The sequence below is a fragment of the Simplicispira hankyongi genome (assembly GCF_003570885.1).
GTDB classification, from domain to species: Bacteria; Pseudomonadota; Gammaproteobacteria; order Burkholderiales; family Burkholderiaceae_C; genus Simplicispira; species Simplicispira hankyongi.
The window spans coordinates 797005-821165 of the sequence record NZ_QXJC01000001.1 but is presented as its reverse complement, the minus strand read 5'-3'; the positions used below and the strand labels follow the sequence as shown (position 1 = coordinate 821165).

Annotated in this window: 24 protein-coding genes and 1 pseudogene; 23 read left to right on the top strand and 2 right to left on the bottom strand. The window is 58.7% G+C overall.

Annotation, left to right across the window (positions count from 1 at the left end):
* Nucleotide 1: 1 nt before the first annotated feature.
* From D3F03_RS03695 to D3F03_RS03600, 20 genes are all read left to right on the top strand, one after another.
* Nucleotides 2-913, top strand: a complete 912-nt coding sequence (locus tag D3F03_RS03695; RefSeq protein ID WP_119107976.1) for a peptidoglycan DD-metalloendopeptidase family protein — start codon at nucleotides 2-4, stop codon at nucleotides 911-913.
* Nucleotides 914-917: 4 nt separating this feature from the next.
* Entirely contained in the window at nucleotides 918-1928 is a 1011-nt protein-coding gene (locus D3F03_RS03690; RefSeq protein ID WP_119107975.1) for an RluA family pseudouridine synthase, read from the top strand.
* Nucleotides 1929-2121: 193 nt separating this feature from the next.
* Nucleotides 2122-2736, top strand: a complete 615-nt coding sequence (scpB, locus tag D3F03_RS03685; protein WP_119108554.1) for an SMC-Scp complex subunit ScpB — start codon at nucleotides 2122-2124, stop codon at nucleotides 2734-2736.
* Between the two features lie 27 nt (nucleotides 2737-2763).
* Nucleotides 2764-4044 carry a pseudouridine synthase gene (locus D3F03_RS03680; RefSeq protein WP_245960484.1) on the top strand — a complete coding sequence of 427 codons (1281 nt, stop codon included), beginning with the start codon at nucleotides 2764-2766 and terminating at the stop codon, nucleotides 4042-4044.
* A 115-nt stretch (nucleotides 4045-4159) separates the two neighbouring features.
* Nucleotides 4160-4585: a nucleoside-diphosphate kinase gene (ndk, locus tag D3F03_RS03675; RefSeq protein WP_119107973.1), complete on the top strand. Its 426-nt coding sequence runs from the start codon at nucleotides 4160-4162 to the stop codon at nucleotides 4583-4585.
* Between the two features lie 58 nt (nucleotides 4586-4643).
* Complete coding sequence (gene rlmN, locus D3F03_RS03670) at nucleotides 4644-5801, top strand: dual-specificity RNA methyltransferase RlmN (RefSeq protein WP_119107972.1); 1158 nt, start codon at nucleotides 4644-4646, stop codon at nucleotides 5799-5801.
* On the top strand, nucleotides 5794-6627 hold the full coding sequence (pilW, locus tag D3F03_RS03665; protein WP_245960483.1) for a type IV pilus biogenesis/stability protein PilW: 834 nt from the start codon (nucleotides 5794-5796) through the stop codon (nucleotides 6625-6627). Before rlmN ends, pilW begins: the two co-directional genes overlap by 8 nt.
* A complete protein-coding gene (locus D3F03_RS03660; protein WP_158606128.1) occupies nucleotides 6551-7531 on the top strand; it encodes a helix-turn-helix domain-containing protein in 981 nt (326 codons plus the stop codon). The genes pilW and D3F03_RS03660 overlap by 77 nt, the downstream gene beginning before the upstream one ends.
* Nucleotides 7532-7539: 8 nt before the next feature.
* The gene (gene ispG, locus D3F03_RS03655; RefSeq protein WP_199665417.1) at nucleotides 7540-8805 is read left to right on the top strand and encodes a flavodoxin-dependent (E)-4-hydroxy-3-methylbut-2-enyl-diphosphate synthase; all 1266 of its coding nucleotides are present in this window, start codon (nucleotides 7540-7542) and stop codon (nucleotides 8803-8805) included.
* A gap of 42 nt (nucleotides 8806-8847) precedes the next feature.
* Entirely contained in the window at nucleotides 8848-10164 is a 1317-nt protein-coding gene (gene hisS, locus D3F03_RS03650; RefSeq protein WP_119107969.1) for a histidine--tRNA ligase, read from the top strand.
* Between the two features lie 9 nt (nucleotides 10165-10173).
* Nucleotides 10174-10854 carry a YfgM family protein gene (locus D3F03_RS03645; protein ID WP_119107968.1) on the top strand — a complete coding sequence of 227 codons (681 nt, stop codon included), beginning with the start codon at nucleotides 10174-10176 and terminating at the stop codon, nucleotides 10852-10854.
* Nucleotides 10851-12005 (top strand): outer membrane protein assembly factor BamB, encoded by a 1155-nt coding sequence (bamB, locus tag D3F03_RS03640; protein WP_119107967.1) that lies wholly within the window; start codon nucleotides 10851-10853, stop codon nucleotides 12003-12005. Before D3F03_RS03645 ends, bamB begins: the two co-directional genes overlap by 4 nt.
* A gap of 15 nt (nucleotides 12006-12020) precedes the next feature.
* Nucleotides 12021-13361, top strand: a complete 1341-nt coding sequence (gene der, locus D3F03_RS03635; RefSeq protein ID WP_119107966.1) for a ribosome biogenesis GTPase Der — start codon at nucleotides 12021-12023, stop codon at nucleotides 13359-13361.
* Nucleotides 13362-13540: 179 nt separating this feature from the next.
* Nucleotides 13541-13804 (top strand): RNA chaperone Hfq, encoded by a 264-nt coding sequence (gene hfq / locus D3F03_RS03630; RefSeq protein ID WP_119107965.1) that lies wholly within the window; start codon nucleotides 13541-13543, stop codon nucleotides 13802-13804.
* Nucleotides 13805-13856: 52 nt separating this feature from the next.
* On the top strand, nucleotides 13857-15014 hold the full coding sequence (gene hflX, locus D3F03_RS03625) for a GTPase HflX (protein WP_119107964.1): 1158 nt from the start codon (nucleotides 13857-13859) through the stop codon (nucleotides 15012-15014).
* Between the two features lie 66 nt (nucleotides 15015-15080).
* Nucleotides 15081-16421 (top strand): FtsH protease activity modulator HflK, encoded by a 1341-nt coding sequence (gene hflK / locus D3F03_RS03620; protein WP_119107963.1) that lies wholly within the window; start codon nucleotides 15081-15083, stop codon nucleotides 16419-16421.
* Between the two features lie 9 nt (nucleotides 16422-16430).
* Nucleotides 16431-17345, top strand: a complete 915-nt coding sequence (gene hflC, locus D3F03_RS03615) for a protease modulator HflC (protein ID WP_119107962.1) — start codon at nucleotides 16431-16433, stop codon at nucleotides 17343-17345.
* A 129-nt stretch (nucleotides 17346-17474) separates the two neighbouring features.
* Nucleotides 17475-18623, top strand: a complete 1149-nt coding sequence (locus tag D3F03_RS03610) for an ATP phosphoribosyltransferase regulatory subunit (RefSeq protein WP_119107961.1) — start codon at nucleotides 17475-17477, stop codon at nucleotides 18621-18623.
* Nucleotides 18624-18654: 31 nt separating this feature from the next.
* Nucleotides 18655-19986 carry an adenylosuccinate synthase gene (locus tag D3F03_RS03605; RefSeq protein ID WP_119107960.1) on the top strand — a complete coding sequence of 444 codons (1332 nt, stop codon included), beginning with the start codon at nucleotides 18655-18657 and terminating at the stop codon, nucleotides 19984-19986.
* A 58-nt stretch (nucleotides 19987-20044) separates the two neighbouring features.
* Complete coding sequence (locus tag D3F03_RS03600) at nucleotides 20045-20569, top strand: phosphoribosyltransferase (RefSeq protein ID WP_119107959.1); 525 nt, start codon at nucleotides 20045-20047, stop codon at nucleotides 20567-20569.
* A gap of 16 nt (nucleotides 20570-20585) precedes the next feature.
* Here D3F03_RS03600 and D3F03_RS03595 read toward each other — a convergent pair.
* Nucleotides 20586-21217, bottom strand: a pseudogene (locus tag D3F03_RS03595) (YitT family protein).
* A 144-nt stretch (nucleotides 21218-21361) separates the two neighbouring features.
* Between D3F03_RS03595 and D3F03_RS03590 the strand changes: the two are divergent.
* From D3F03_RS03590 to D3F03_RS03580, 3 genes are read left to right on the top strand one after another with little or no spacing between them, the layout of a single operon-like run.
* The gene (locus tag D3F03_RS03590; RefSeq protein ID WP_119107958.1) at nucleotides 21362-22159 is read left to right on the top strand and encodes an MlaE family ABC transporter permease; all 798 of its coding nucleotides are present in this window, start codon (nucleotides 21362-21364) and stop codon (nucleotides 22157-22159) included.
* Between the two features lie 13 nt (nucleotides 22160-22172).
* Complete coding sequence (locus D3F03_RS03585) at nucleotides 22173-23165, top strand: MlaD family protein (protein WP_119107957.1); 993 nt, start codon at nucleotides 22173-22175, stop codon at nucleotides 23163-23165.
* Nucleotides 23162-23851, top strand: a complete 690-nt coding sequence (locus tag D3F03_RS03580) for a hypothetical protein (RefSeq protein ID WP_119107956.1) — start codon at nucleotides 23162-23164, stop codon at nucleotides 23849-23851. The genes D3F03_RS03585 and D3F03_RS03580 overlap by 4 nt, the downstream gene beginning before the upstream one ends.
* Before the next feature lie 16 nt (nucleotides 23852-23867).
* Here the strand turns inward: D3F03_RS03580 and D3F03_RS03575 are convergent, their stop codons facing one another.
* Nucleotides 23868-24056 carry a hypothetical protein gene (locus D3F03_RS03575; protein ID WP_119107955.1) on the bottom strand — a complete coding sequence of 63 codons (189 nt, stop codon included), beginning with the start codon at nucleotides 24054-24056 and terminating at the stop codon, nucleotides 23868-23870.
* Between the last annotated feature and the right edge of the window lie 105 nt (nucleotides 24057-24161).

The following is a 24161-nucleotide window of genomic DNA, read 5'->3' as shown; positions in this document are numbered from 1 at the left end:
TATGCTGGTTTCGCGTGTTCGTGTTCTAGGGATTTCCCTGTTGATTGCCGGTTTGACGCTCGCAGGATGCAGCACTCGAATGACGCGTGCCCCGGTGGAAGACAGGGGGACGGCTGCGGCGTCTGCTCCCGTGGCTGCAGTAGTGGTTTCGCCTACGACCACCACTCAACAAGACAACGTCGCGCGTCCTGGCACCTATATTGTCAAACCGGGGGATACCCTCATTCGGATTGGCCTCGACACGGGCCAAAGCTGGAAAGATATTGCGCGCTGGAATCAGATAGAAAATACCAATCTGATCGAAGTAGGCCAGGTGCTTCGGGTAACGCCCCCAGGTGTCGCAAATGCTGCGCAAGCCAATCCGGGGGTGGTCACGCGCCCTGTCGCTCCACCTTCAGTCGCCCCGGTGGCCGCAGGAGCGCCCGCGCAGTCGCAGCCGCCTTCGGCATCGGCATCGGCATCGGCATCGGCATCGGCATCGGCAGCACCTGCTGTAGCTACTGCTTCTGCAGCGCCTGCGGTGGCGGGCGCAGCCGCCGCTGAAGACGGTACCAGCTTCATCTGGCCTTCGAGCGGTAGCTTGATTGCGGGTTTTGACGAAGCACACAACAAAGGCTTGGATATTGGGGGTAAGAGTGGCGACGCCATTCTGGCTGCGGCCGACGGGCGCGTGGTGTACGCGGGAGCGGGCTTGCGAGGCTATGGAAACCTCATCATCCTCAAGCACAGCAATACTTTTCTTACGGCCTATGCCCACAATCGAACGCTGCTGGTCAAGGAAGACCAGACAGTGCGCCGGGGCCAGAAAATTGCCGAAATGGGCAGCACAGATTCTGATCGGGTGAAACTCCATTTCGAAATCCGCCGCCAAGGAAAACCTGTCGATCCCGCGCGCTACCTGCCGGCCCGTTGATCGAATGGCCCCTTCGGCGCACGAGCGCGCTTTCGTGTCGAGTGTTTTGCAAGAAGACCTCGACGAAGCAGATGACACGCCGGCTTCCATTGAGGTCCGCAGGTTGGCAATAGTCAGTGCACACCATGGCGAGCGCCTTGACCGGGCTTTGGCGCAGCAGGTGCCCGAGTTTTCGCGCTCGTACTTGCAGCAATTGGTGGCTGCTGGCGCCGTGTGCGTCAACCACCAAATTTTGCGCAAACCTTCACTGCGTGTGAAAGTGGGTGATTGCATTGAACTGGAAATGCGGCCCACGCAGGAAAGCCAAGCGTTTCGTGCAGAAAACATCGCGCTTGATGTGATCTACGAGGATCCACATCTGATGGTGGTCAACAAGCCGGCAGGCTTGGTGGTGCATCCCGCCCCCGGCAATTGGAGTGGAACGCTATTAAATGCCTTGTTGGGGCGTGATGCCAGTGCCGCGCAAGTGCCGCGCGCTGGTATCGTGCATCGCCTTGACAAGGACACCAGTGGTTTGATGGTGGTGGCGCGCACACGCGCTGCTATGGACGTGTTGGTGCGCATGATTGGCATGCGCCAAGTGCATCGGAACTACCTTGCGATCGCACAGGGACGCTGGCAAGGGCCGGCGGAGCGTGAGGAGAACGCCGCCATTGGCCGCGATCCGCGCAACCGCCTGCGTATGGCGGTGGTCGATCTGACGCGGCAGGCGGGCAAGACGGCGCGAACCGACCTTTGCCTGGTGGAGCAAGGCCCGGCGCATTGCCTGGTGCGCTGCACCCTGCATACAGGCCGAACCCACCAGATACGGGTGCACATGGCGCATATCGGCTTACCGCTCGTGGGCGACGTCCTCTATGGCGGTACACCAGACCTTGGTCTTTCACGCCAAGCGCTGCACGCTTTTCATTTGAGGTTCGACCATCCAGTGGAAGGGCGCCCGCTTTCTTTTGACGCCTGCCTTCCCCCAGATATGCAGAGTGCCTTGCGTGCAGCGGGTCTTCAAGGGATGTGACACGTCGGTTCCTGGGTGCATTGCACTACAATTAAGCGCCTCAAGCCTGCATGTCAGCGGTTTTTTTGTTTGAGGTCAGGGTTTGACACAGTGCACACTGTGCGTGCGCACCACGCTCACCCCTCCCAAAAAAATTCCCTATTTGTTTTTTGACCTGCCGCTGCGCAGCCATTTCCCGGAGACGCCGACGACCATGATGACGGTGGACGCCCAACGGGTTCTCGAAACCGCCCTGATTTGCGCGCAGCAGCCCCTTAGCGTGCGCGAACTGCGTATTTTGTTCGACGATGCGATCGGAGCGGACACCATCAAGCAATTGCTTGAGGACCTGCAACTTGAATGGGCACAGCGTGGTCTGGAACTGGTGCAAATCGCTTCTGGGTGGCGCTTCCAGTCGCGGCCTGCGATGCGCGAATTTCTTGATCGGCTCCATCCAGAAAAGCCGCCCCGCTATTCTCGGGCAGCATTGGAAATACTGGCCATCATTGCCTACCGCCAGCCTGTGACGCGTGGTGACATCGAAGAGGTGCGTGGGGTCACGGTCAACAGTCTGATTCTCAAGCAGCTTGAGGATCGGGGATGGATTGAAGCGATTGGCCATCGCGAAACGGTGGGGCGGCCGGCATTGCTTGCCACCACACGGCAGTTTTTGGACGATCTCGGCTTACAGTCGCTCAGCCAATTGCCTGAGCTTGATCTTCCACATGCATTCAGTGCCATGGATGCATCGGTGCAGTCGCACGTGGGAGTGTCTTTGGAACAACCTGAATTTTCTGAGTTTAGGCAAGCTGATGCTATCAGTCAGTAAGCAGCACGTTATCTACGTCGTACCTATATGAACCATCCCGAGGCCCCCAGGGGCGCACTTCCGGCAGACTCTTTTGTCGCTCCTTCCTCTTCCGATGCTTCGGCACTAGGGAATTCCGAGCCCGGACAGGAGCAGAGCGTGCAAAAAAGGGCGGGTGGAAACGCTGTAGCGCGTGGCGTTCAACGTGCTCGGCATGCGCAACAGCCTGATTCAGAGGGCTATGTCTTTGCCGATGTGGTGTCCGGGCAGTTTGACGCCGACACGACCGAAGCGGTAGATACCGTTTTCAAGCGTGTCTTGCCACCTCAGACGGAAACGCCCAAGCTGCACAAGGTTTTGGCGCAAGCGGGTTTGGGCTCGCGCCTGGAAATGGAGCAGCTTATCCTAGAGGGGCGAATCTCGGTCAACAACGAGCCTGCCCACATTGGCCAGCGCATTCAATATGGCGATCAGGTCAAGGTGAACGGCAAGCCGATACGCTACCGCATTGACCCTCCTCCTGCACGTGTCATCGCATACCACAAGCCCGTTGGCGAGGTGGTAACGCACGACGATCCACAAAATCGTCCAACCGTCTTTCGCAAACTTCCGCGCCTGCAACATGGGAAGTGGCAATCCGTAGGAAGGCTGGACCTCAATACAGAAGGCTTGCTACTGTTCACCAGTTCTGGTGAGCTTGCCAACCAGCTCATGCATCCCCGCTTTGGCCTGGAGCGTGAGTATGCGGTGCGCGTTCTGGGGGCGTTGAGCGCGGAAGAAAAAGAGCGCCTGCTCGCCGGGGTCCAGCTCGACGACGGTTTGGCTGCATTTGGCACTATCGAAGAAGGTGGCGGTGAGGGATCCAACTGCTGGTACCGCGTCACCATCTCGGAAGGGCGCAATCGCGAAGTTCGGCGCATGCTGGAGAGCGTGGGACACGCGGTCAGCCGCTTGATCCGCATTCGCTACGGCGCCATGGTGCTGCCCAAAGGCCTGCGCCGAGGCACTTTTGTTGAACTCGGAGAAGGAGACATTCGCGCGTTGGTGCAGGCAGCGGGGGCAACTGCGCCCAGACAGCCGGCCGGGCCTGGGCAGCGATTCGGCAGTTCAGGAGGGCGCGACACACGCACCCGATCTCGCGACGGCGCTGCGGCGCTGCCCAATTCTGGACGCAAGCCAGCCAATGCCAAGAGCGCAGCTACGGGAGCGCAACCCGATCCGTTGAAGACCTCCGTTGGCTACATTGGCTTGGATAGCCTGAAACGTCAGCGCCAAGAGCAGCGCCGCGACACCCGTTCCGCTTCAGGTGCTCGTCGGCGTGGGCGTTAAGGCAGAGCCAGGTGTACCTGGCCTCGCTTGCGGCGTCTGCCGCAGCGCCAGCTAGAATCAAGAGTTTTGTCGCACTGGCAAAAGATGATTTCTTTCTACTACAGGAATTTCAAGAATGTCTGCTGAACGCACCCTCTCCATCATCAAGCCCGACGCAGTTGCCAAGAACGTCATTGGTCAAATCTACGCACGTTTTGAGGCAGCTGGTTTGCGCATTGTGGCTGCTCGTATGGCGCATCTCTCGCGCCGTGAGGCCGAGCAGTTCTACGCCGTGCACAAAGAGCGTCCTTTCTTCAAGGATCTGGTGGATTTCATGGTTTCGGGTCCCGTCATGATTCAAGTGCTGGAAGGCGAAAATGCGATTTTGAAAAATCGTGAATTGATGGGTGCAACGGATCCCAAGAAGGCTGATGCGGGCACGATTCGGGCTGATTTTGCTGACAGCATCGATGCCAACGCCGTCCATGGCTCTGATGCGCTAGAGACTGCTCAGGTGGAGATTGGCTTCTTCTTTCCCGGCATGGCCGTGTATTCTCGTTGAGAGCTTGGTAAGCCCTGGGTTTGCGGCATTTGTACGTTGAGAACTGGGGCACATAGGCATGAAAAAGAATCTTCTCGAATACGACCTGGCAGGGCTGGCAGATTTTTGCCAAGACCTTGGGGAGAAGCGCTTTCGCGCCACTCAGTTGTTTCGCTGGATTCATCAGCAGGGAGAAACCGATTTCGGCAAGATGACCGATATTGCCAAGGGGTTTCGCGAAAAACTTGCGTTGCATGCCTATGTTCAGGCCCCTCCCATTGCCAGTGAACATCGCTCGACCGATGGTACGGTGAAATGGCTTTTCAACGTGGGAGGCGGTAACGCAATTGAGGCGGTATTTATTCCGGAAGACGGGCGGGGCACCTTGTGTGTCTCCTCGCAAGCCGGCTGCGCCGTGGGTTGCAGGTTTTGCTCCACCGGACACCAGGGCTTCAGCCGAAATCTGACGGCAGGTGAAATCATCGGGCAACTCTGGTTTGCCGAACACACCCTGCGCCGTACGCTGGGTTGCGCTGATCGGGTCATCTCCAACGTGGTGATGATGGGCATGGGCGAGCCCTTGCAAAATTACGCAGCATTGGTGCCCGCTTTGCGCACAATGCTCGATGACCATGCCTACGGGCTTTCGCGTCGCCGGGTCACCGTATCCACCTCAGGCGTCGTGCCGTTCATGGATAGGCTTTCGGTCGATTGTCCTGTTGCGCTTGCGGTTTCCTTGCATGCTCCCGGCGATGTGCTGCGTGACAGCTTGGTGCCGCTGAACCGCAAATACCCGCTGCAAGAATTGATGAGCGCCTGTGTGCGCTATCTCGAGCATGCTCCGCGAGATTTCATTACTTTTGAATACTGCATGCTCCATGGAGTTAACGATAGTCCTGAGCACGCACGGCAATTAATTGCGCTGGTGCGCGATGCTGGGCCTGTCGGGCAGTGGTGCAAATTCAATTTGATTCCGTTCAACCCGTTTCCTGCATCAGGATTGGTTCGCTCAGAGCAAAGTGTGATCGCTGAATTTGCACAGATGCTCAATGATGCAGGCATTGTGACCACCGTCAGGAAAACGAGGGGAGACGACATTGATGCGGCGTGCGGGCAGCTTGCAGGGGAAGTCAAGGATCGCACGCGCGTCATACAGCGTATGGCAGTGCGTCGCACTGCGCCCATTCATTTTGCGGAGAAGGCGGCATCCGCTTTTAAGGAGGCCGACATTGACTGAGTCTTCCGTGCGTTGGGGATTTTGGATCGAAACCCTTTTGACGCTGTGCTTGCTCTTGGGTATGGGAGCGGGGCTCACTGGATGCGCCGGGCTCGGAAAAACGACGGCTGGAGCGCAGGAAGGGCAGTATCTGACATCGTCAGATGAGCCCGAGGTGCGACGCCGCGCACGTATTCGCCTGGAACTGGCCGTCAGCTATTTGGGTCTAGGACAGACTAAGGTGGCCTTGGATGAAGTGAAGCAGTCGCTTGCAATTGATCCCAGCTACCCCGACGCATACAACGTGCGGGGGCTTGTCTTCATGCAGCTCAATGATCTCGTGCAGGCCGATGATAGCTTTCAGCGCGCACTGGCATTGCGTCCAGGTGATCCAGATATTCTACACAACCGTGGCTGGCTTTTGTGCCAGTTAAAGAAATATACTGAAGCAGATCAGATTTTTACGACTGTATTGGCAAATCCAAAATACAGCGATAGAAGTAAAACCCTTATGACGCAGGGGTTGTGTCAGGCACGCGCGGGTAATCCGGCGGTTGCTGAAAAAACGCTCCTGGCGGCTTATGAACTTGATACAGGAAATCCATTCATTGGCTACAACATTGGCGCGCTGAAATTCCAGCGGGGAGATTATAAGAGTGCGCAATTCTATATTCGGCGAATTAACAATACCAATCTCGCAAATGCAGAATCGCTTTGGCTGGGTATCAAAATTGAAAAAGCCCTCGGCGATTCGGTAGCTGTGCGCCAACTTGGCGATCAACTGCGTCGCCGTTTTCCTGATTCACGCCAGCTCGCTGACTTCCAACGGGGTGCTTTTGATGAGTAAGGGCGAGTGGGACGAGTCGGTGGAGGGTGTTTGTGACAATACTTCGGCTTCTTCCGCAGGGCAATTGCTGCGCCAGGCCAGGTTGTCCGCGGGTATTCATATCGAGACAATTGCGTTTTCTCTCAAAGTCCCGGTCAGCAAGATTGAAGCACTTGAGCGAGACGATTTAGAGGCTTTGCCAGATGCTGTTTTTGCCCGTGCGTTGACGAGCAGTGTTTGCCGGACGTTGAAAATGGACCCTGCTCCTGTGCTTGCGTTGCTGCCACAGGCTGCTGCTCAGTTCTTGCCTGCCAATCATGCTGGCGTCAATGCAGTTTTTCGAGATGGCTCGGAGCGCTCGGGGTCGAGGAGCGTATTGGCGCGGGTTTCCCGGCCACTTGGGTTGTTGGTCATCGTCCTTTTGTTAGGGGCTGGCGTTCTTGCGTGGATGCCGAGCGCATGGCTCCGACTGGATTTTGCAAATGCCCCCAACTCACAGCCATCTGCGGTGGTCAACACATTGCCGTCATCTGCTGGCACTGTTGCAGCTGGCAAACTGATAGAAGCCGCAGCGGCTACGCCGCAGGCCACCGCACCAGTGGCGCCCGTGGAGCCAGTGACTCCAGCAATGAAACCGATTCCCACCACACTCGCATCCGAGCCGGACCAACCAGTCGCCGTGAACACACCGCGGCTGATGATGACTGCACGTGGTGAGACCTGGGTTCAGGTGAAAGACGCGCAGGGGGCAATTCTTCTTGAGCGCACATTGCGCGCGGGAGAAACTGCCTCCGTCAATCAGCCAGGCCGATTGAGCGTGGTCGTAGGGCGTGCTGATGCGACAGAGGTAAGTGTGATGGGAGAGAAGTTCGATATTGCATCCTTGGCACGGGAAAATGTGGCAAGGTTTGAGATCCAACCGTGATTCAGAAGATGTCCGACAAACAACCCATTTCATTTTCTGAGCCAGTGAGAAAACTTACGCGCCAGGCACGTATTGAGTGCAATGGCCACGTGGTGACGGTAGGCGGGAATGCGCCGGTGCGTATTCAGTCGATGACCAATACCGATACTGTCGATGCAGTGGAGACTGCAATTCAGGTTAAGGAACTGGCCTTGGCAGGGTCTGAGCTTGTGCGTATTACGGTGAATACGCCCGAGGCTGCCTTGGCTGTTCCTTATATCCGGGAGCAGCTCGACCGCATGGGTGTTCATGTGCCATTAATTGGAGATTTCCATTTTAATGGGCACACCTTGCTGACAGACTACCCTGCATGTGCCAAAGCATTGTCGAAATACCGTATTAACCCGGGAAATGTAGGGAAAGGCGAAAAACGGGATCGTCAGTTCGGCATGATGATTGAGGCTGCAGCACGGTGGAACAAGGCTGTGCGGATTGGTGTGAATTGGGGGAGTTTGGACCAAGAGTTGCTTGCTGATTTGATGGATGAAAACAGCCGCCGCCCCACTCCGTGGGATGTGCGGCAGGTGATGTATGAGGCGTTGATTTCCTCCGCTGTTGAATCCGCCCAGCGGGCTGAGCAAATTGGTCTTGCAGGCGAGCAAATTATTCTCTCCTGCAAGGTCAGCGGAGTACAGGATCTGGTTGCTGTTTACCGGGAATTGTCCAAACGATGCAACTATGCCTTGCATCTTGGTTTGACAGAAGCAGGCATGGGCACCAAAGGGACGGTGGCTTCTGCCTCGGCGCTTTCTATTTTGCTTCAGGAAGGAATTGGAGACACAATTCGGGTGTCACTTACCCCGCAACCTGGCGAGAGCCGAAATCAGGAGGTGGTGGTGGCTTCGGAAATTCTCCAGGCGCTCGAATTGCGACGCTTTGTTCCCAGCGTAACAGCTTGTCCAGGCTGTGGTCGGACCACAAGTACCACTTTTCAGGAACTTGCAAAAGATATCGACGATTTTTTGCGTGCACGCATGCCGGAGTGGAAGAAATCGTTTCCTGGTGTCGAGTCGCTCAAAGTGGCGGTCATGGGCTGCATCGTCAACGGACCCGGGGAAAGCAAGCACGCCGACATTGGAATCAGTTTACCGGGTACGGGTGAAGCTCCAGCGGCACCTGTGTATATAGATGGTGAAAAACGGATGACCTTGCGCGGAGACGATATCGTTTCGCAGTTTCGTGTGCTTGTTGAGAAATATATTGAGGAACGCTTTGGAAGAGCAAGCAATCTCTAGAATCTACAAGCTCTTTCGTATTGTGAAAAATTTGATATAAAAATGCTACAGCCAAAAAAAGAAAAAATAACGTCGGTAAAAGGGATGAATGACATTCTTCCTCCGACTTCGGCAGGCTTGGAATGGTTTGAGGAAAAAATACGTGATCTGATGGCGCGCTATGCGTATCGAAATATTCGAACGCCTATCGTAGAGCATACGGCGCTTTTTGTCCGAGGGCTCGGCGAAGTAACAGACATTGTAGAGAAGGAGATGTATTCCTTCGAAGATCGTTTAAATGGCGAGCACTTGACATTACGACCAGAAAATACCGCTGGCGTGGTGCGCGCGGTTGTTGAAAACTCCCTGCTGCACGACGGTGGTAAGCGGTTGTATTACATGGGGCCTATGTTTAGGCATGAGCGACCGCAGCGCGGACGATACCGTCAATTCCATCAAATTGGAGCAGAGGCACTTGGATTTTCTGGTGCCGAAATTGATGCCGAGCTTATCTTGCTGGCAAATGCTCTTTGGAAAGAGCTTGGGTTAAAAAATATCCGTTTGGAGCTCAATACGCTAGGGCAACCTCCGGAGCGCACAGCTCATCGTGCTGCGCTTATCGCCTATTTTGAAAAACATGCAGATGTTTTGGATGAAGACGCCAAAAGGCGTCTTCACAGCAATCCTTTGCGAATTTTGGATAGCAAAAACCCTTTGATGCAACCCGTCATTGATGGTGCGCCGCGTCTGCGCGATTATGTGGATGATGAGTCGCTGAAACATTTTGATTTGGTGACAAAAATTCTGGATGCCAATGGCGTGGATTGGTCTTTCAATCCTCGCTTGGTACGAGGATTGGATTATTACAATCGCACTGTTTTTGAGTTTGTTACGAGCGAATTGGGCTCCCAAGGGACCATCTGTGGTGGTGGTCGGTACGACTACCTCATTGAAGAGATCGGTGGCAAACCCGCACCTGCAGTCGGCTGGGCCATGGGGGTGGAGCGTGTCTTCGAACTCCTTAATGAGCAGCAAGTGCTCGGCTTAGGTCGGCACGAACCGCATGCATATGCCGTGGTACCCGATGCGCATATGATTCCCGCCGCATCGGTGGTGCTTGAGCAGTTGCGAGGGAGCGGCGTTCGGGTGCAGATGCACAGCCCCTCCGGCGCCTCGGAAGGCATGGGGAGCATGAAATCTCAGTTGCGCCGGGCCGATGCAAGCGGCGCACACAGTGCGATTATTTTTGGCGCCGACGAGTTTGCACGTGGCACGTGCCTTGTTAAATCGCTACGCGATGGCGAAGGCGCGCAACGGGAAGAGCGCTTGGCGGACGCTACCCTATGGGCGGAACACCTGCTTCCTCCTGCAACATCTTGACTACACCCCATGGCAAATCATCTAGATCTCGAAGAACAAGAACAACTGGACCAGCTCAAGCATTTCTGGGCATCTTGGGGCACCCTTATTTCGGGTGTACTTACCGCAATTCTTCTGGCCTTGGCGGGATGGAATGGGTACCAGTTTTGGCAAACAAGACAGGCGAGCCAAGCCAGTGCATTGTCCGATGCCATAGAAGCCGCTGCAGCGCAAAAAGATGTGAAGCGCCTGGAACAGGCTTTTGGCGACATGCGCAGCCAACACGGCAGTACGACCCAAGCTTCTCAGGCGGCGCTCTTGGTGGCAAAAATAGAGGAAGAGTCGGGCAAGCTGGATGCGGCAAAGGAGGCGCTGGTTTGGCTGGCTTCGAATGGCAGCGATGAGGGGTACAAATCTGTTGCACGCTTGCGGCTTGCCAGTGTATTGATCGCGCAAGGAGCCAACGAAGAGGCGCTTACCCAGCTCAAGACGGGCATCGCACCAGAATTCGCGGCGGTGGCGGCTGATCGAAAAGGGGATGCTCTCAAGCTGTTGGGCAAGCGGGACGAAGCGGTTGCGCAATACACACTCGCTTACCAAACACTTGAGCCTGCCACCGACTATCGGCGCTTAGTGGAAGTGAAACTCAATGCTTTAGGTGTGCGACCCGATTTGCTTGCGGTTGCAGATACAAAGGATGCGGTGAAATGACTGCCTTGCTCCCTGGTTTTGGCCGCAGTGTCAGGTTTTCTGCTGCGTTCGTGTGCGTTTCGTTGCTCTCTGCTTGTTCGTTGTGGAAAGGTGGCGCTGAGCATCCTAAGCCTGCGGACCTTGGCCCAAATGTTCCTGTTCTTGGCGTGCGGCAGGCTTGGGTCGCGCGTATTGGAAGCACGGCAGGGCTTACTCTGCAGGTGCATGCCGATGGCGGTGCGGTCACCCTTGCCTCTTCAGATGGAACAGTCGCGAGTCTCAATACGCAAACAGGAGCTGACATTTGGCGCACCAAGGTGGCTGATGGAATCGCAGCAGGCGTAGGCAGTGACGGGCACTCGAGTGCGATCGTCTCGCGCGAGAACGACCTGGTTGTGCTGCAGTCTGGGAAAGAGGTTTGGCGCCATCGGCTTGCTTCACAGGTTTTTACTGCGCCCCTGGTGGCAGGGGAGCGCGTGTTCGTGATGGCAGCCGATCGGTCCATCGCTGCCTTTGACGCGGCGAATGGCGCTCCGCTTTGGACTCTGCCGGGTACTGGAGCGCCATTGGTGCTGCGGCAGGCTGGCGTTTTGCTTGCTGTGGGGGATACATTGGTAGCCGGTATTTCCGGAAGGCTGGTGGGCATTAATCCCGATACCGGCAGTGTGCGTTGGGATGCTCCGTTGGCGAACGCCCGCGGTACCAACGATGTGGAGCGCTTGGTGGAGTTGGTGGGCCCGGTAAGCAGGGTGAAGGCCAGCTTGTGCGCCCGCGCATTTCAAGCAAGCGTGGCTTGCGCGGACCTGGCAGGTGGGCGTGTTGAATGGGTGCAGAAATCCAACGGAGGAGATGGAATTTCTGGTGATGCGACCACTGTTGTCGGCGCTGAAAGCAACGGAAATCTGGTGGCTTGGAGCCGTCAAGATGGCAGGCGCATTTGGGCGAGCGAGCGCCTGCGCTATCGGCGGCTTTCCGCTCCCTTGCTGCTTGGCAGATCGGTCGTCGTGGGTGACGATTCTGGAACCGTGCACTTTTTGTCGCGTGATGATGCAAGTCCTCTGAACCGCATGGCGACCGACGGATCGCCTATTGAGATTGCTCCTGTCGTATCGAATGACACCCTTGTCGTTGTAACGCGCGCTGGTGGCGTGTTCGGCTTTAGGCCCAACTGAGGCTGTTTGCGCACCATGAACCCAGTTATCGCGCTTGTCGGTAGGCCCAATGTTGGGAAATCGACCCTTTTCAATCGGTTGACCAAGTCGCGTGACGCTATCGTCGCCGATTTTGCTGGCCTTACGCGTGATCGGCACTACGGTCATGGCAAGCAAGGTTCGCGTGAATTTATCGTGATCGATACCGGGGGGTTTGAGCCCGAGGCGTCAGCCGGCATCTACAGCGAAATGGCGAAGCAAACTCGCCAGGCAGTGGCTGAGGCCGATGTGGTCATATTTGTGGTGGATGCGCGCGCGGGCGTATCGGCTCAGGACCATGATATTGCCAATTACCTGCGCCGCTTGGGCAAGCACTGCGTGCTGGTGGCCAACAAGGCAGAGGGGATGCTCGAAGGCATTCAACTGTCCGAGTTCTATGAGTTGGGCCTGGGTCAGGTACATGCTGTTTCGGCCGCACACGGCCAGGGTATTCGTAGTTTGGTTGATTTGGCTCTTGGGATGCTTCCCGAGCCGGAAGAATCGCCCCTGTCCGCGGACAATAAATCGGTGATTCGTCTCGCGGTGGCCGGACGCCCCAATGCAGGAAAGTCGACGCTTATTAATACCTGGCTGGGCGAAGAGCGCCTCGTCGCTTTTGACCTGCCTGGCACTACCCGGGATGCGATTGCTGTGCCTTTTGAGCGCAATGGCCAGCGTTTTGAGCTGATTGATACTGCGGGTTTGCGGAAAAAAGGCAAGGTGTTCGAAGCGATCGAGAAATTTTCGGTGGTCAAGACCTTGCAGGCCATTGATTCGGCGAACGTTGTGCTCCTCCTCCTCGATGCGACGCAGGGTGTGACTGATCAGGATGCTCACATTGCGGGCTATATCCTGGAGCGCGGCCGTGCCGTCGTCCTCGCGGTCAACAAGTGGGACGCGGTGGACGACTACCAGCGCCAGTTGCTTGAGCGCTCTATTGAAAGTCGGCTGGCTTTCCTCAAATTTGCCTCCCTGCATTTCATTTCTGCGAAAAAGCGGCAGGGTCTGGGGCCACTGTGGGCTGCATTGACGCAAGCGCACAAGTCGGCCACTTGCAAGATGAGTACGCCGGTTCTCACGCGCTTGTTGCTTGAGGCGGTACAGTTCCAAAGCCCCAAGCGAGCAGGTATGTTTCGCCCCAAGCTGCGCTATGCGCACCAAGGGGGCATGAACCCTCCTGTGATTGTGGTGCATGGCAACTCGCTGGAGCATGTCACGGATGCCTACAAGCGGTTCCTGGAAGCGCGTTTTCGCAAGGAGTTCGATCTCGTAGGCACGCCGCTTCGAATAGAGATGAAAACGTCTCACAACCCCTACGCTGACAAGGGGGAAGCGTGAACCGTGGGGGCAAGCCTTGGCGTGATTTCTTGTGATGTGGCGCTGCTGTGGGCTCCGAGCAGCGTTGCAGCAACCAAGCCCCATCGGCTCGCATGACGACCGCCAAGTCATCTGGCAACAGGGCGCTAGTGTGGTAAGGTAGATCGTCTACAACAACAAACTTGAACACGGAGAATATCGTGAGCAACAAAGGTCAGCTTCTTCAGGACCCCTTCCTCAACGCCTTGCGGCGCGAGCATGTACCGGTGTCCATTTACCTTGTCAACGGAATCAAGCTTCAGGGCCAGATTGAGTCGTTTGACCAGTATGTGGTGCTGCTTCGCAATACTGTGACGCAAATGGTCTACAAGCATGCGATTTCGACGATCGTCCCCGGCAGACCCGTGAGCTTTACTACTGCGGAATCGGTAGAGAGCGAGAACGAGCCAGGCGACGTGCGATGATTTTTCTTGGTGCCTTTGCGCGACCGCTGGCGCATGTGGCAAGCGCGCGCCGTTGAGTTCTCCCGCAATTTCGTCTTCGTCTGCCACCCCGGTGCTCTTGGTCGGGGTAGACCTCGGTTTGCCCGATTTCGATGCTGATCTCGCGGAGCTGGGTCTTTTGGCGCAGACGGCTGGCTTCGACCCTGTTGCGCGTATCACGTGCAAGCGCAGTGCTCCCGATGCCGCATTGTTTATTGGCTCCGGCAAGGCAGAAGAGTTGCGTCTTCTGGCCCAGATGCATGGAGCGCAAGAGGTGCTTTTCGATCAGTCCCTCAGTCCAGCGCAGCAGCGCAATCTTGAGCGTGTCTTGGAGCTGCCGGTCAATGACCGCACATTGCTTATTCTCGGAATTTTTGCGCAACGCGCACGAAGCCACGAGGGGAAGCTGCAAGTTGAGTTGGCTCGGCTCAAGTATTTAAGCACCCGGCTTGTGCGGCGCTGGTCGCATCTGGAGCGACAGACGGGCGGTGCCGGCGTGCGGGGTGGCCCAGGGGAAAAGCAGATAGAACTCGATCGCCGGATGATAGGCGAGGCCATCAAGCGGACCAAGGAGCGGTTGGTCAAGGTCAAGCGCCACCGCACCACCCAGCGGCGCCACCGCTCGCGGGCCGACGTTTTCAATATTTCGCTTGTCGGCTACACCAACGCCGGCAAGTCCACCTTGTTCAATACCTTGGTCAAGGCGCGTGCCTACGCGGCAGACCAGTTGTTCGCCACGCTGGATACCACCACAAGGCAACTTTATCTGGCCGATATCGGAACTACGGTGTCCTTGTCTGACACCGTGGGTTTTATCCGCGACCTGCCGCATGGCCTGATCGAGGCGTTTGAAGCCACATTGCAGGAGGCGGTCCAAGCCGATCTGTTGCTGCACGTAGTGGATGCCTCGCACGCCGGTTTTCCCGAGCAAATTGCGCAGGTGCAAAAAGTATTGCTTGAAATCGGCGCCCAGGACATTCCGCAACTGCTGGTGTTCAACAAACTCGATGAAATTCCCCCAGCGCAGCAACCTAGTGATCTGGTGGACAGCTACGATCTTGGCGGGCGTGTAGTGCCTCGCGTATTTGTCAGTGCATTGAAATCGGTTGGTATTGCACCGTTGCGAGCGAAAATCAGCGAGATCGTATTGGCGGCCACAGCTTCTTCCAGTACCGTTCCAGAAGACAATTGATTTTTCCGTTTTCAGTCCCAGTTTTCATACCTATCACCAAATTCACAGAAACCGAGAATTTTGCGCATGAATTCGTCTTCTTCGCCGCGGCGCGCGGCGCCCTGGTATTTGCGTCTTCTTGGCGTTTTCAACCTCAATGACCCCCGATGGGGCAGAGGGGACGAAGGAGCAAAGGGTGAGCCTGCTTCCGAGCAGCGCCCTGACCCGCGCGCGCGCGATCCGAAGGCGGGTGGCCAGCCGCCCGATCTGGACGAGCTCTGGCGCGATTTCAACAGGCGGCTTGGCGGTCTGTTTGGCGGCAAAGGGGGCGGCAACAAGGGCCCTGGCGGCGGAAGCTTTCAACCCGACATGAAAAACGCTGGTGTCGGGATTGGTCTGATTGCCGGCATTGTGGTGCTGATCTGGTTGGGAACGGGCTTCTTTATCGTGCAGGAAGGCCAGCAGGCGGTTATCACGCAATTTGGAAAGTACAAGTCCACTGTCGGCGCGGGTTTCAATTGGCGGCTGCCTTACCCGATTCAGCGCCATGAGTTGGTTTTTGTCACCCAAATTCGTTCGGTAGACGTTGGTCGTGACAGCATCATCAAATCCACTGGTCTGCGTGAATCCGCTATGCTGACGGAAGACGAGAACATCGTTGAAATCAAATTTGCCGTGCAGTACCGCCTGAGTGACGCACGAGCTTGGTTGTTCGAGAGCCGCAATCCGGGCGAAGCGGTGGTGCAGGCTGCAGAGACGGCCGTGCGCGAAGTGGTGGGCAAGATGCGCATGGATTCGGCGCTTGCCGACGAACGCGACCAGATCGCTCCGCGTGTACGCACGCTGATGCAGACCATGCTCGACCGCTACAAAGTGGGGGTGGAAGTCCTGGCCATCAATTTGCAGCAAGGAGGCGTACGCCCACCTGAGCAGGTCCAGGCAGCGTTTGATGATGTGCTCAAGGCGGGCCAGGAGCGCGAGCGCGCCAAGAACGAAGCACAGGCCTATGCCAACGACGTGATTCCGCGGGCCGTGGGCACTGCTTCTCGTCTCAAGGAAGAAGCCGACGCGTACAAGGCGCGTGTCGTGGCCCAGGCACAGGGTGACGCGCAACGGTTCCAGGCAGTGCTGGCGGAATACGAAAAGGCGCCCCAGGTCACCCGTGACCGCATGTACATTGATGCCATGCAGCAGGTGTACAGCAATGTTACCAAGGTGTTGGTGGATTCGCGTAGCGGCTCCAATCTGCTGTATTTGCCGTTGGACAAAATTTTGGCGGGCACGGGTGCCAGCGCTGCCGCGGTGGTGCCAGAGGCACCAGCAGCCAACACGACAAGCACCACGCCGCTGTCAGCGGGCGCTTCCAACATCCCCAGTGATTCCCGCGTACGCGATGTGAATCGTTCGCGTGAGCGCGAATCGCGCTAGGAGAGTAGAGTGAATAGGGTCGGTTTTATTGCAACTTCCATCCTCGTGGCGCTGGCCTTGCTCAGCTCTATGATTTTTGTTGTCGATCAACGCCAATTCGGCGTGCTGTACGCCTTGGGGCAGATCAAGGAAGTGATTACGGAACCGGGGCTCAATTTCAAGCTTCCGCCACCGTTCCAGAACGTCTCGTACATCGACAAGCGTCTGCTGACGCTTGACAGTACCGACTCAGATCCCATGCTCACGGCAGAAAAGCAGCGCGTGGTGCTCGATTGGTATGTGCGCTGGCGCATTAGCGAACCTTCGCAATACATTCGCAACGTTGGCTTGGACGAAAACGCGGGCGCTATGCAACTTACCCGGGTGGTGCGCAACTCCCTTCAGGAGGAAGTGAACAAACGCACCGTCAAGGAGCTGCTTTCGCTCAAGCGAGAAGACTTGATGGCGGACGTTAAGCGCGAAGTCCTGGAGGCGGTGGGCGGTGCCAAGCCGTGGGGCGTCGACGTGGTGGATGTGCGCATCACGCGGATTGACTATGTCGAGGCGATCACTGAGTCCGTGTACCGCCGTATGGAGGCCGAGCGCAAGCGCGTTGCCAATGAGCTGCGTTCGACAGGGGCGGCCGAGGGCGAGAAGATCCGCGCCGATGCAGACCGCCAGCGCGAAATCACCATTGCCAATGCGTACCGCGATGCGCAGAAGGTCAAGGGCGAAGGCGATTCAGCGGCTGCCAAAATCTATGCGGATGCCTTTGGCCGTGACCCGCAATTTGCCAAGTTCTACCGCAGTCTGGATGCCTACAAGGCCACCATGAACAAGAAAAGCGATGTAGTGGTGATAGACCCGGCGTCCTCGGACTTCTTCCGCATGCTGCGCTCTCCAACGCCAGATGCTCCAGGCGCGGCAGGCGGCGCGCGCAAGTAAACGACTGCACTGCGGGCACGGCGCTCGTGCCCGTGGCGCGGGGCCATTGCACTGCGCCGTGCCGCTGGTGGCCTGTCGGTTGCGGTGCAGCCGGTAGAATCAACCCTTTCTCTGCTTTCCCTTCTTTACATGTCTGCTTGGGTCCTTCCGGATCACATTGCCGATGTGCTGCCTTCCGAGGCCCGGCACATCGAAGAACTGCGGCGCAGCCTGCTCGATACCGCGCGAGGGTATGGCTATGAGCTGATCATGCCACCCTTGCTGGAGCATCTCGACTCCCTGCTGACGGGGACTGGCGAAGCGCTTGATCTGCAGACCTTCAAGCTGGTGGACCAGATGTCGGGTCGCATGCTGGGGTTGCGCGCCGACACTACCCAGCAGGCGGCGCGTATCGATGCCCAACTGCTTAACCGCCGCGGCGTCACACGTTTGTGCTACTGCGGCCCGGTGTTGCGTACTTGGCCTGATCGCCCGCATGTTTCGCGTGAGCCACTGCAGTTCGGCGCTGAAACCTATGGCCATGCAGGCCGCGAAGCCGATCTGGAAACGCTGGAGCTGGCGCTGGCTTGTCTTGAGGTAGCGCAGGTGCGCACCGCCTGCGTGGACATGGCCGACATTCGCATTGTTCGCAGTTTGCTCGAACCCGTGCAGCTCGATGAGAGCGGCCAGAGGGCTGTCTATGCCGCCTTGGCGGCGAAAGATGCGAGCGAACTCGCGTCCTTGTCCCGGGACTTCCCGGCGGCCTCCCGCGAGGGCTTGCGCGCGCTGCCGCAGCTCTATGGTGATGGTGCTGTGCTCGACGAGGCGCGCCGTGTGCTGCCTGCCACTGCGGCGATTGGCGTGGCGCTCGATGATCTGAAATGGCTTGCCAACCGTGTGGCCGGTGCACGGCTGAGCTTTGACCTTGCGGACTTGCGCGGCTATGCCTATTACAGTGGCGCGCATTTTGCTGTCTATGCCCATGGTGCGAGCGATGCTGTCGCCAAAGGCGGGCGCTACGACGCCGTGGGCGCCGCGTTCGGTCGCAGGCGCCCTGCGGTGGGTTTTGGCCTGGACCTCAAACAGCTTGTTGGCATTGTTCCTGCGCGCGGCCTGCGCGGCGCGATTCGCGCGCCCTGGGCCGATGCGGCAGACGTGCGCGCAGCTGTTGCGGCATTGCGCCAAGCAGGTGAAACCGTGGTGTGCGTGTTGCCCGGCCAAGAAAGTGAAGTGGACGAGTTTCTTTGTGACAGGGAGCTGGTGAGCGTTGGTGGCGAATGGGTGGCGCTTGCGCTCTGACGTCTTGTGTGATTTTTGAACCGGATCTGAGATGAACAGTACCAAAGGGCGGAACGTCGTTGTCGTGGGAACCCAGTGGGGTGACGAAGGTAAGGGCAAACTGGTGGATTGGCTGACCGAGAGCGCGCAGGGCGTGGTCCGCTTCCAGGGTGGGCACAACGCAGGCCATACGCTGGTCATCAATGGCGTCAAGACGGCGCTGAACCTGATCCCCAGCGGCATCATGCGCCCCGGCATCAAGTGCTATATCGGCAACGGCGTGGTGTTGTCGACGGAGCAGTTGTTCAAAGAAATTGCCCGCCTCGAAGCCATGGGTGTCGAGGTGCGTTCGCGCTTGCGCGTCAGCGAGGCCTGCCCGCTGATTTTGCCGTTCCACGCAGCACTGGATGCTGCGCGGGAAACTGTCCGTGAGAGCGCCGGCAGCGAGAAAATTGGCACCACCGGCAAGGGTATCGGTCCGGCCTATGAAGACAAGATCGCCAGGCGCGCCCTGCGGGTGCAGGACCTCAAGCACCCCGAGCGTTTTGCCGCCAAGCTGCGTGTCTTGCTGGAGTTGCACAACCACATCCTGACCACCTTCCTGCACGCCCCGGCTGTTGATTTCGATGCTGTCTATAACCAGGCCATGGAAGATGCCGAGCAGCTCAAGCCGATGATGGCCGACGTGTCGCGCGAGCTCAATGACGCCCATCAGGCGGGCGCGAACCTGCTGTTTGAAGGTGCCCAAGGCACCTTGCTTGACATCGATCACGGCACCTACCCGTACGTGACGTCGAGCAACTGCGTTGCGGGCAATGCCGCAGCCGGCTCAGGAGTGGGGCCTGGCATGCTGCACTACATCCTTGGCATTACCAAGGCCTACTGCACGCGTGTTGGAGGAGGGCCGTTCCCGACCGAACTCGAGTGGGAAAAGCCAGGCACACCGGGCTACCACATGTCCACGGTGGGGGCTGAAAAAGGCGTGGTGACTGGCCGCAGCCGCCGTTGCGGATGGTTTGATGGCGCGCTGCTCAAGCGCAGTGCGCAGGTCAATGGCCTGACCGGCCTGTGCATCACCAAGCTGGACGTGCTGGACGGCCTATCTGAACTCAAGCTGTGCACCGGCTACGAACTCGATGGCGCGCATGTGGACATCCTGCCCATGGGCGCTGACGATATTTCGCGGTGCACGCCGGTGTACGAAGTGATGGAGGGCTGGACGCAGTCGACCGTGGGCGTAACACGCTATGAAGACCTGCCACCCGCCGCGCGTCTGTACCTGCAGCGCATAGAGCAGGTGACGGGCGTGCCGGTGGCGATGATTTCCACCAGTCCGGACCGGGACCATACCATCATGATGCAGCACCCGTTTCTTCCAAGCTGAAACGTCGATTTTCGCAACACCGGCTTCATTTAGCTGCTATTTTATCAGGAGCAAACCCATGTTGACCGAAGACGGCAAGCACCTCTACGTCAGTTACGACGAGTACCACAACCTCATCGAAAAACTGGCGCTGCGCGTGCACCAGTCCGGCTGGCAGTTCGACACCATCCTGTGCCTGGCGCGCGGGGGGCTGCGCCCGGGCGACATTCTGAGCCGGATTTTCGACAAACCCCTGGCCATCATGTCCACCAGTTCCTACCGCGCCGAGGCAGGCACGGTGCAAGGGCATCTGGATATTGCGCGCTTCATCACCACCCCCAAGGGAGAAATTGCGGGCCGGGTGCTGCTGGTGGACGATTTGGCGGACACTGGTCACACGCTGCATGCCGTGATCAACATGCTCAAGACCAATTACAGCCCGATCACCGAGCTGCGCAGCGCCGTGATCTGGACCAAGGGCGTATCGACCTTCAAGGCCGATTATTCGGTGGAATTCCTGCCCACCAACCCCTGGATTCACCAGCCGTTCGAGACCTACGACAGCCTGAATCCAGAAAAACTATTGGAAAAGTGGCGCGTCTGAACCAAGGCCGAAGCCGCTACACCACCATGTAGCGGCCAGGCCGGTGGTTCATGGCCAGCACCAGGTTCAGTGCCACCGCGCCCACCACCGACAGCGCCACGCGCGCCGGCTCCACACTCCACAGGGCCAGTAACACGATGGTGCAGTCGAGTCCCATCTGGATTTTCCCGGCGCGCCAGCCATGGCGATCCTGCAAGTACAGCGCCAGAATGCCGACCCCGCCCAGGCTGCAGCGGTGGCGAAACAGCACCAGAAAACCCGTGCCGGTGATGAGGCCCCCGCAAGCGCCGCATACAGCGGCTGCAGGTAGGAAAACTTCAGAAATTGTGGTTGCAGCTCGGTCAGCAGCGAGAGCAGCGCTACGGCGGCAAAGGTCTTGGCGGTAAACCGCTTGCCGAACTTGCGCAGCGCCAGCCAGTAGAACGGCAGGTTCAGCACGAAGAACACCTTGCCGAAGCCCCAGCCGGCAGCGTAGTGCAGCAAAAACGCAAGCCCTGCGGTGCCGCCGGTCAGCAGTCCGGCGCTGGTGAAGAAGGCGATACCGACAGAAATCAGGAGCACCCCCGTGGCAATGGCGATGGCATCCTCCAAGAGGCTGTGTGGGACCACTTCAGGGGACGCTGGAGGAGGCGAGGGAGTGCCGGTCATGGAGGGCGCTACTGCCATGGAAAACCCAGGGAGCAGGATGAGGGTGAACGATTTGCTACATTATCTGTAGCTGCTGGCGCAATATGAATAAGCGCTAGAGCCGAATTTTACGTATTTTTCTCCGGACACCGCTATCATGCGGGCATGTGGTTGCCCCAACCTGTTCATGCCCTGCCCGAGCGCCTTGCGCAGCTGATCTGGGGCTGGGCGCTGGCTTGGTGGCGCATTGTCTACCTGGGTGCGGTGGTGCTGGTTCTGGTGCTTTCTCCATCAAGCTATAGCCGGGTGGGCCGGCACCTGTTGGCGCGGCGCATGTACCTGGACACCCTGCCCATTCTGCTGGGGTTCACCGCGCTCGCTGCGCTGCTGAGCCTGATCATCACCCGGATTGTGGTCGTCACCGCGCTGAGCTACGGGCTCTCGCGCTATGCACTGGAGATGGTGATTCGCGTGCTGGTGCTCGAACTGATTCCGCTCACCGCGGCCATGTTCGTTGCCATGCGCTGCGCCATCCCAAGCGGCGCGCAGCTTGCGCAACTGCGCCGCAGTGGGCGACTGGTGGTGCTTGAGCGCACCGGTGCCGACCCGGTGCGCATGGAGCTTCTGCCGCGCGTGGTCGCTGCCGGTTTTGCCAGCGTGACGCTGGCGGCGCTCTCCTGTGTGGTGGCGCTTGCCATGGCCTATTTCAGCGTCTTTGGCTTGGGTACGGCTGGACTGGTCAGTTTCACCCGCATGTTCGGCCATGTCTTTTCACCGGAAGTAACCCTGGTGTTTGTGCTCAAGACGGTGTTTTTCAGCCTGGCGATTGCCGTGATCCCTATGACCGCCGGTATGTACGACCTGGGCGCCAGCGAACGCCGTTCCGAGCTCGGAGGGCTGGCGCGCATGTTTGCCGTGCTGCTGTTGATCGAGCTGGTGTCGCTGGTCGGCAACTACTATTGATTTTTCGTATTGCATGACCTCTGAGAACCCACCCCCGCCACTAGATGCCGCATTGCACCAGGACGAGTTGATTCGCCCGGTGGCGCATTTGCGTCTGAAGGCCTTTGCCTTGCTGGTCTTCACGCTGCTGCTGGTGGTGGGGTCGGCGCTGTACCTGCTCTATGCGCGCGGCGCATTTGAGCCCACGCAGCGCCTGGTACTGAAGGCCGACGACTCTGAAGGCGTGGTGGTCGGCATGGACATGACCTTCTCGGGCTTCCCTATCGGCCGCGTGCGCCGCATTGAGCTGGCCACCGACGGCAGCGCGCGCATTCTGATCGACGTCCCCCAAAAGGATGCCCACTGGCTGCGCCAGTCCAGTGTCTTCACCCTGGTGCGTGGCATCGTGGGGGGCACCGGCATTCGCGCCTACACCGGCATCATGAACGACCCGCCGCTGCAGGATGGCGCTGAGCGCCCCGTCCTGCGTGGCGACGCGACGGCGGAAATTCCGCAATTGATGGCGTCGGCCCGCGAGTTGCTCGGCAACTTGACCGCCATGACCGACCCCGATGCGGCGCTGGGTGCGAGTCTTGGGAATGTGCGCACGCTGACCGAGCGCCTGCAAGGCCCAGGCGGGGCACTGAGCGTGCTGATGGGGGGCGACGCCGACGCCAAGAAAATTGTGCAAACGCTGGACCGCACCAACGCTTTGCTCGCCCGCATCGACCGCATGGCGGCCCACGCCGATGAGCAGGTTTTTGGCAAAGAGGGCGTGATGCCCGAGGCGCGCGCCACGGTGGTCGAATTGCGCAAGCTCCTGGCCGATGCACGCACCAGCCTGACCAAGGTGGATGCGGTGCTGGTGGAGGCCCAGGCCGTGGGCGCGAACGTGCGTGAGGGTACGACCGACCTGGGGGCGCTGCGCGCCGACGTCGAGGCGAGCCTGCGCAAGGTGGACAGCCTGGTCAATGACATCAACCGGCGCTGGCCTTTTGCGCGCGAGAAAGAGATGGTGCTGCCATGAAGTGCGTGCCGTTGGCCAGACCGTGGATTCGCGCTGCCGCTGCTGGCCTGCTGTCGGCGCTCGCCGCGTGCAGCTCGAAGCCGCCTACGCCGGATTGGCAGCTGAATGCCCATGGCGCCGCCGAACGCGGCGTGCAGGCGTACCTCGAAGGCAATCAACGCGTTGAGCGCGCTGAGTTCGCGCGTGCCCGCAGTGAGGTATCGCGTACGGGCGATGCGGCCCAATTGGCGCGCCTGGAGCTGTTGCGCTGTGCGGCGCAGGTTGCGAGCCTGGTGACAGGGCCTTGCACTGCGTTTCAGGCTTTGGCAGTCGATGCCACGCCCGATGAGCAAGCGTACGCGCGCTACCTTTCGGGCCAGGCAGGCCCGGCGGATGTGGCGCGGCTGCCCAAGGCGCAGCGCGCGGCGGCGGCTGCGGCGCCCCAGCAGGTCGCTGCCGCTATTGCGGCGCAGCAAGAGCCGCTTGCGCGCATGGTGGCTGCGGGCGCGGCCTTTGTGCGCGGGGCCGCATCGCCACAAGTGGTGCAACTGGCGGTGGAGACGGCATCTCACCAAGGTTGGCGTCGGCCTTTGCTGGCCTGGCTGGGAGTGCAGATCGGGCTTGCCGAGCGTGCCGGTCAGGTGGACGAGGTCGCACGCCTTCGCCGCCGTGCGGCCATCGCAGCCCAGGAGCCCCGCGTTGATTAGGCGTGGGTGGACAGGCTTATTTGGTGCCGGCGTCTGGCATCGCCAAGCCCAACCCGTCGGGCAAGTTGGACATGGCGTCTGCCGACTGGGCGGTGATGTCGGGCAGCAGTTGCGTCAGAGAGGCGACCAGGGCGAGGGCCACCGCCACCACGAATGCTACGAGCGAATGCTTGGGAGCGAAGCGTTGTGGGCTGAGGCGTTTCATGGTCGTGCTCCGTGGGGAATGGGGCCCGGTGGGGGGGTGCGGTTGCGCACCGGAGCCTTCATTTCACACCGGATGCGGCGCAGTGCCTGTCAGACGAAGGCGCGA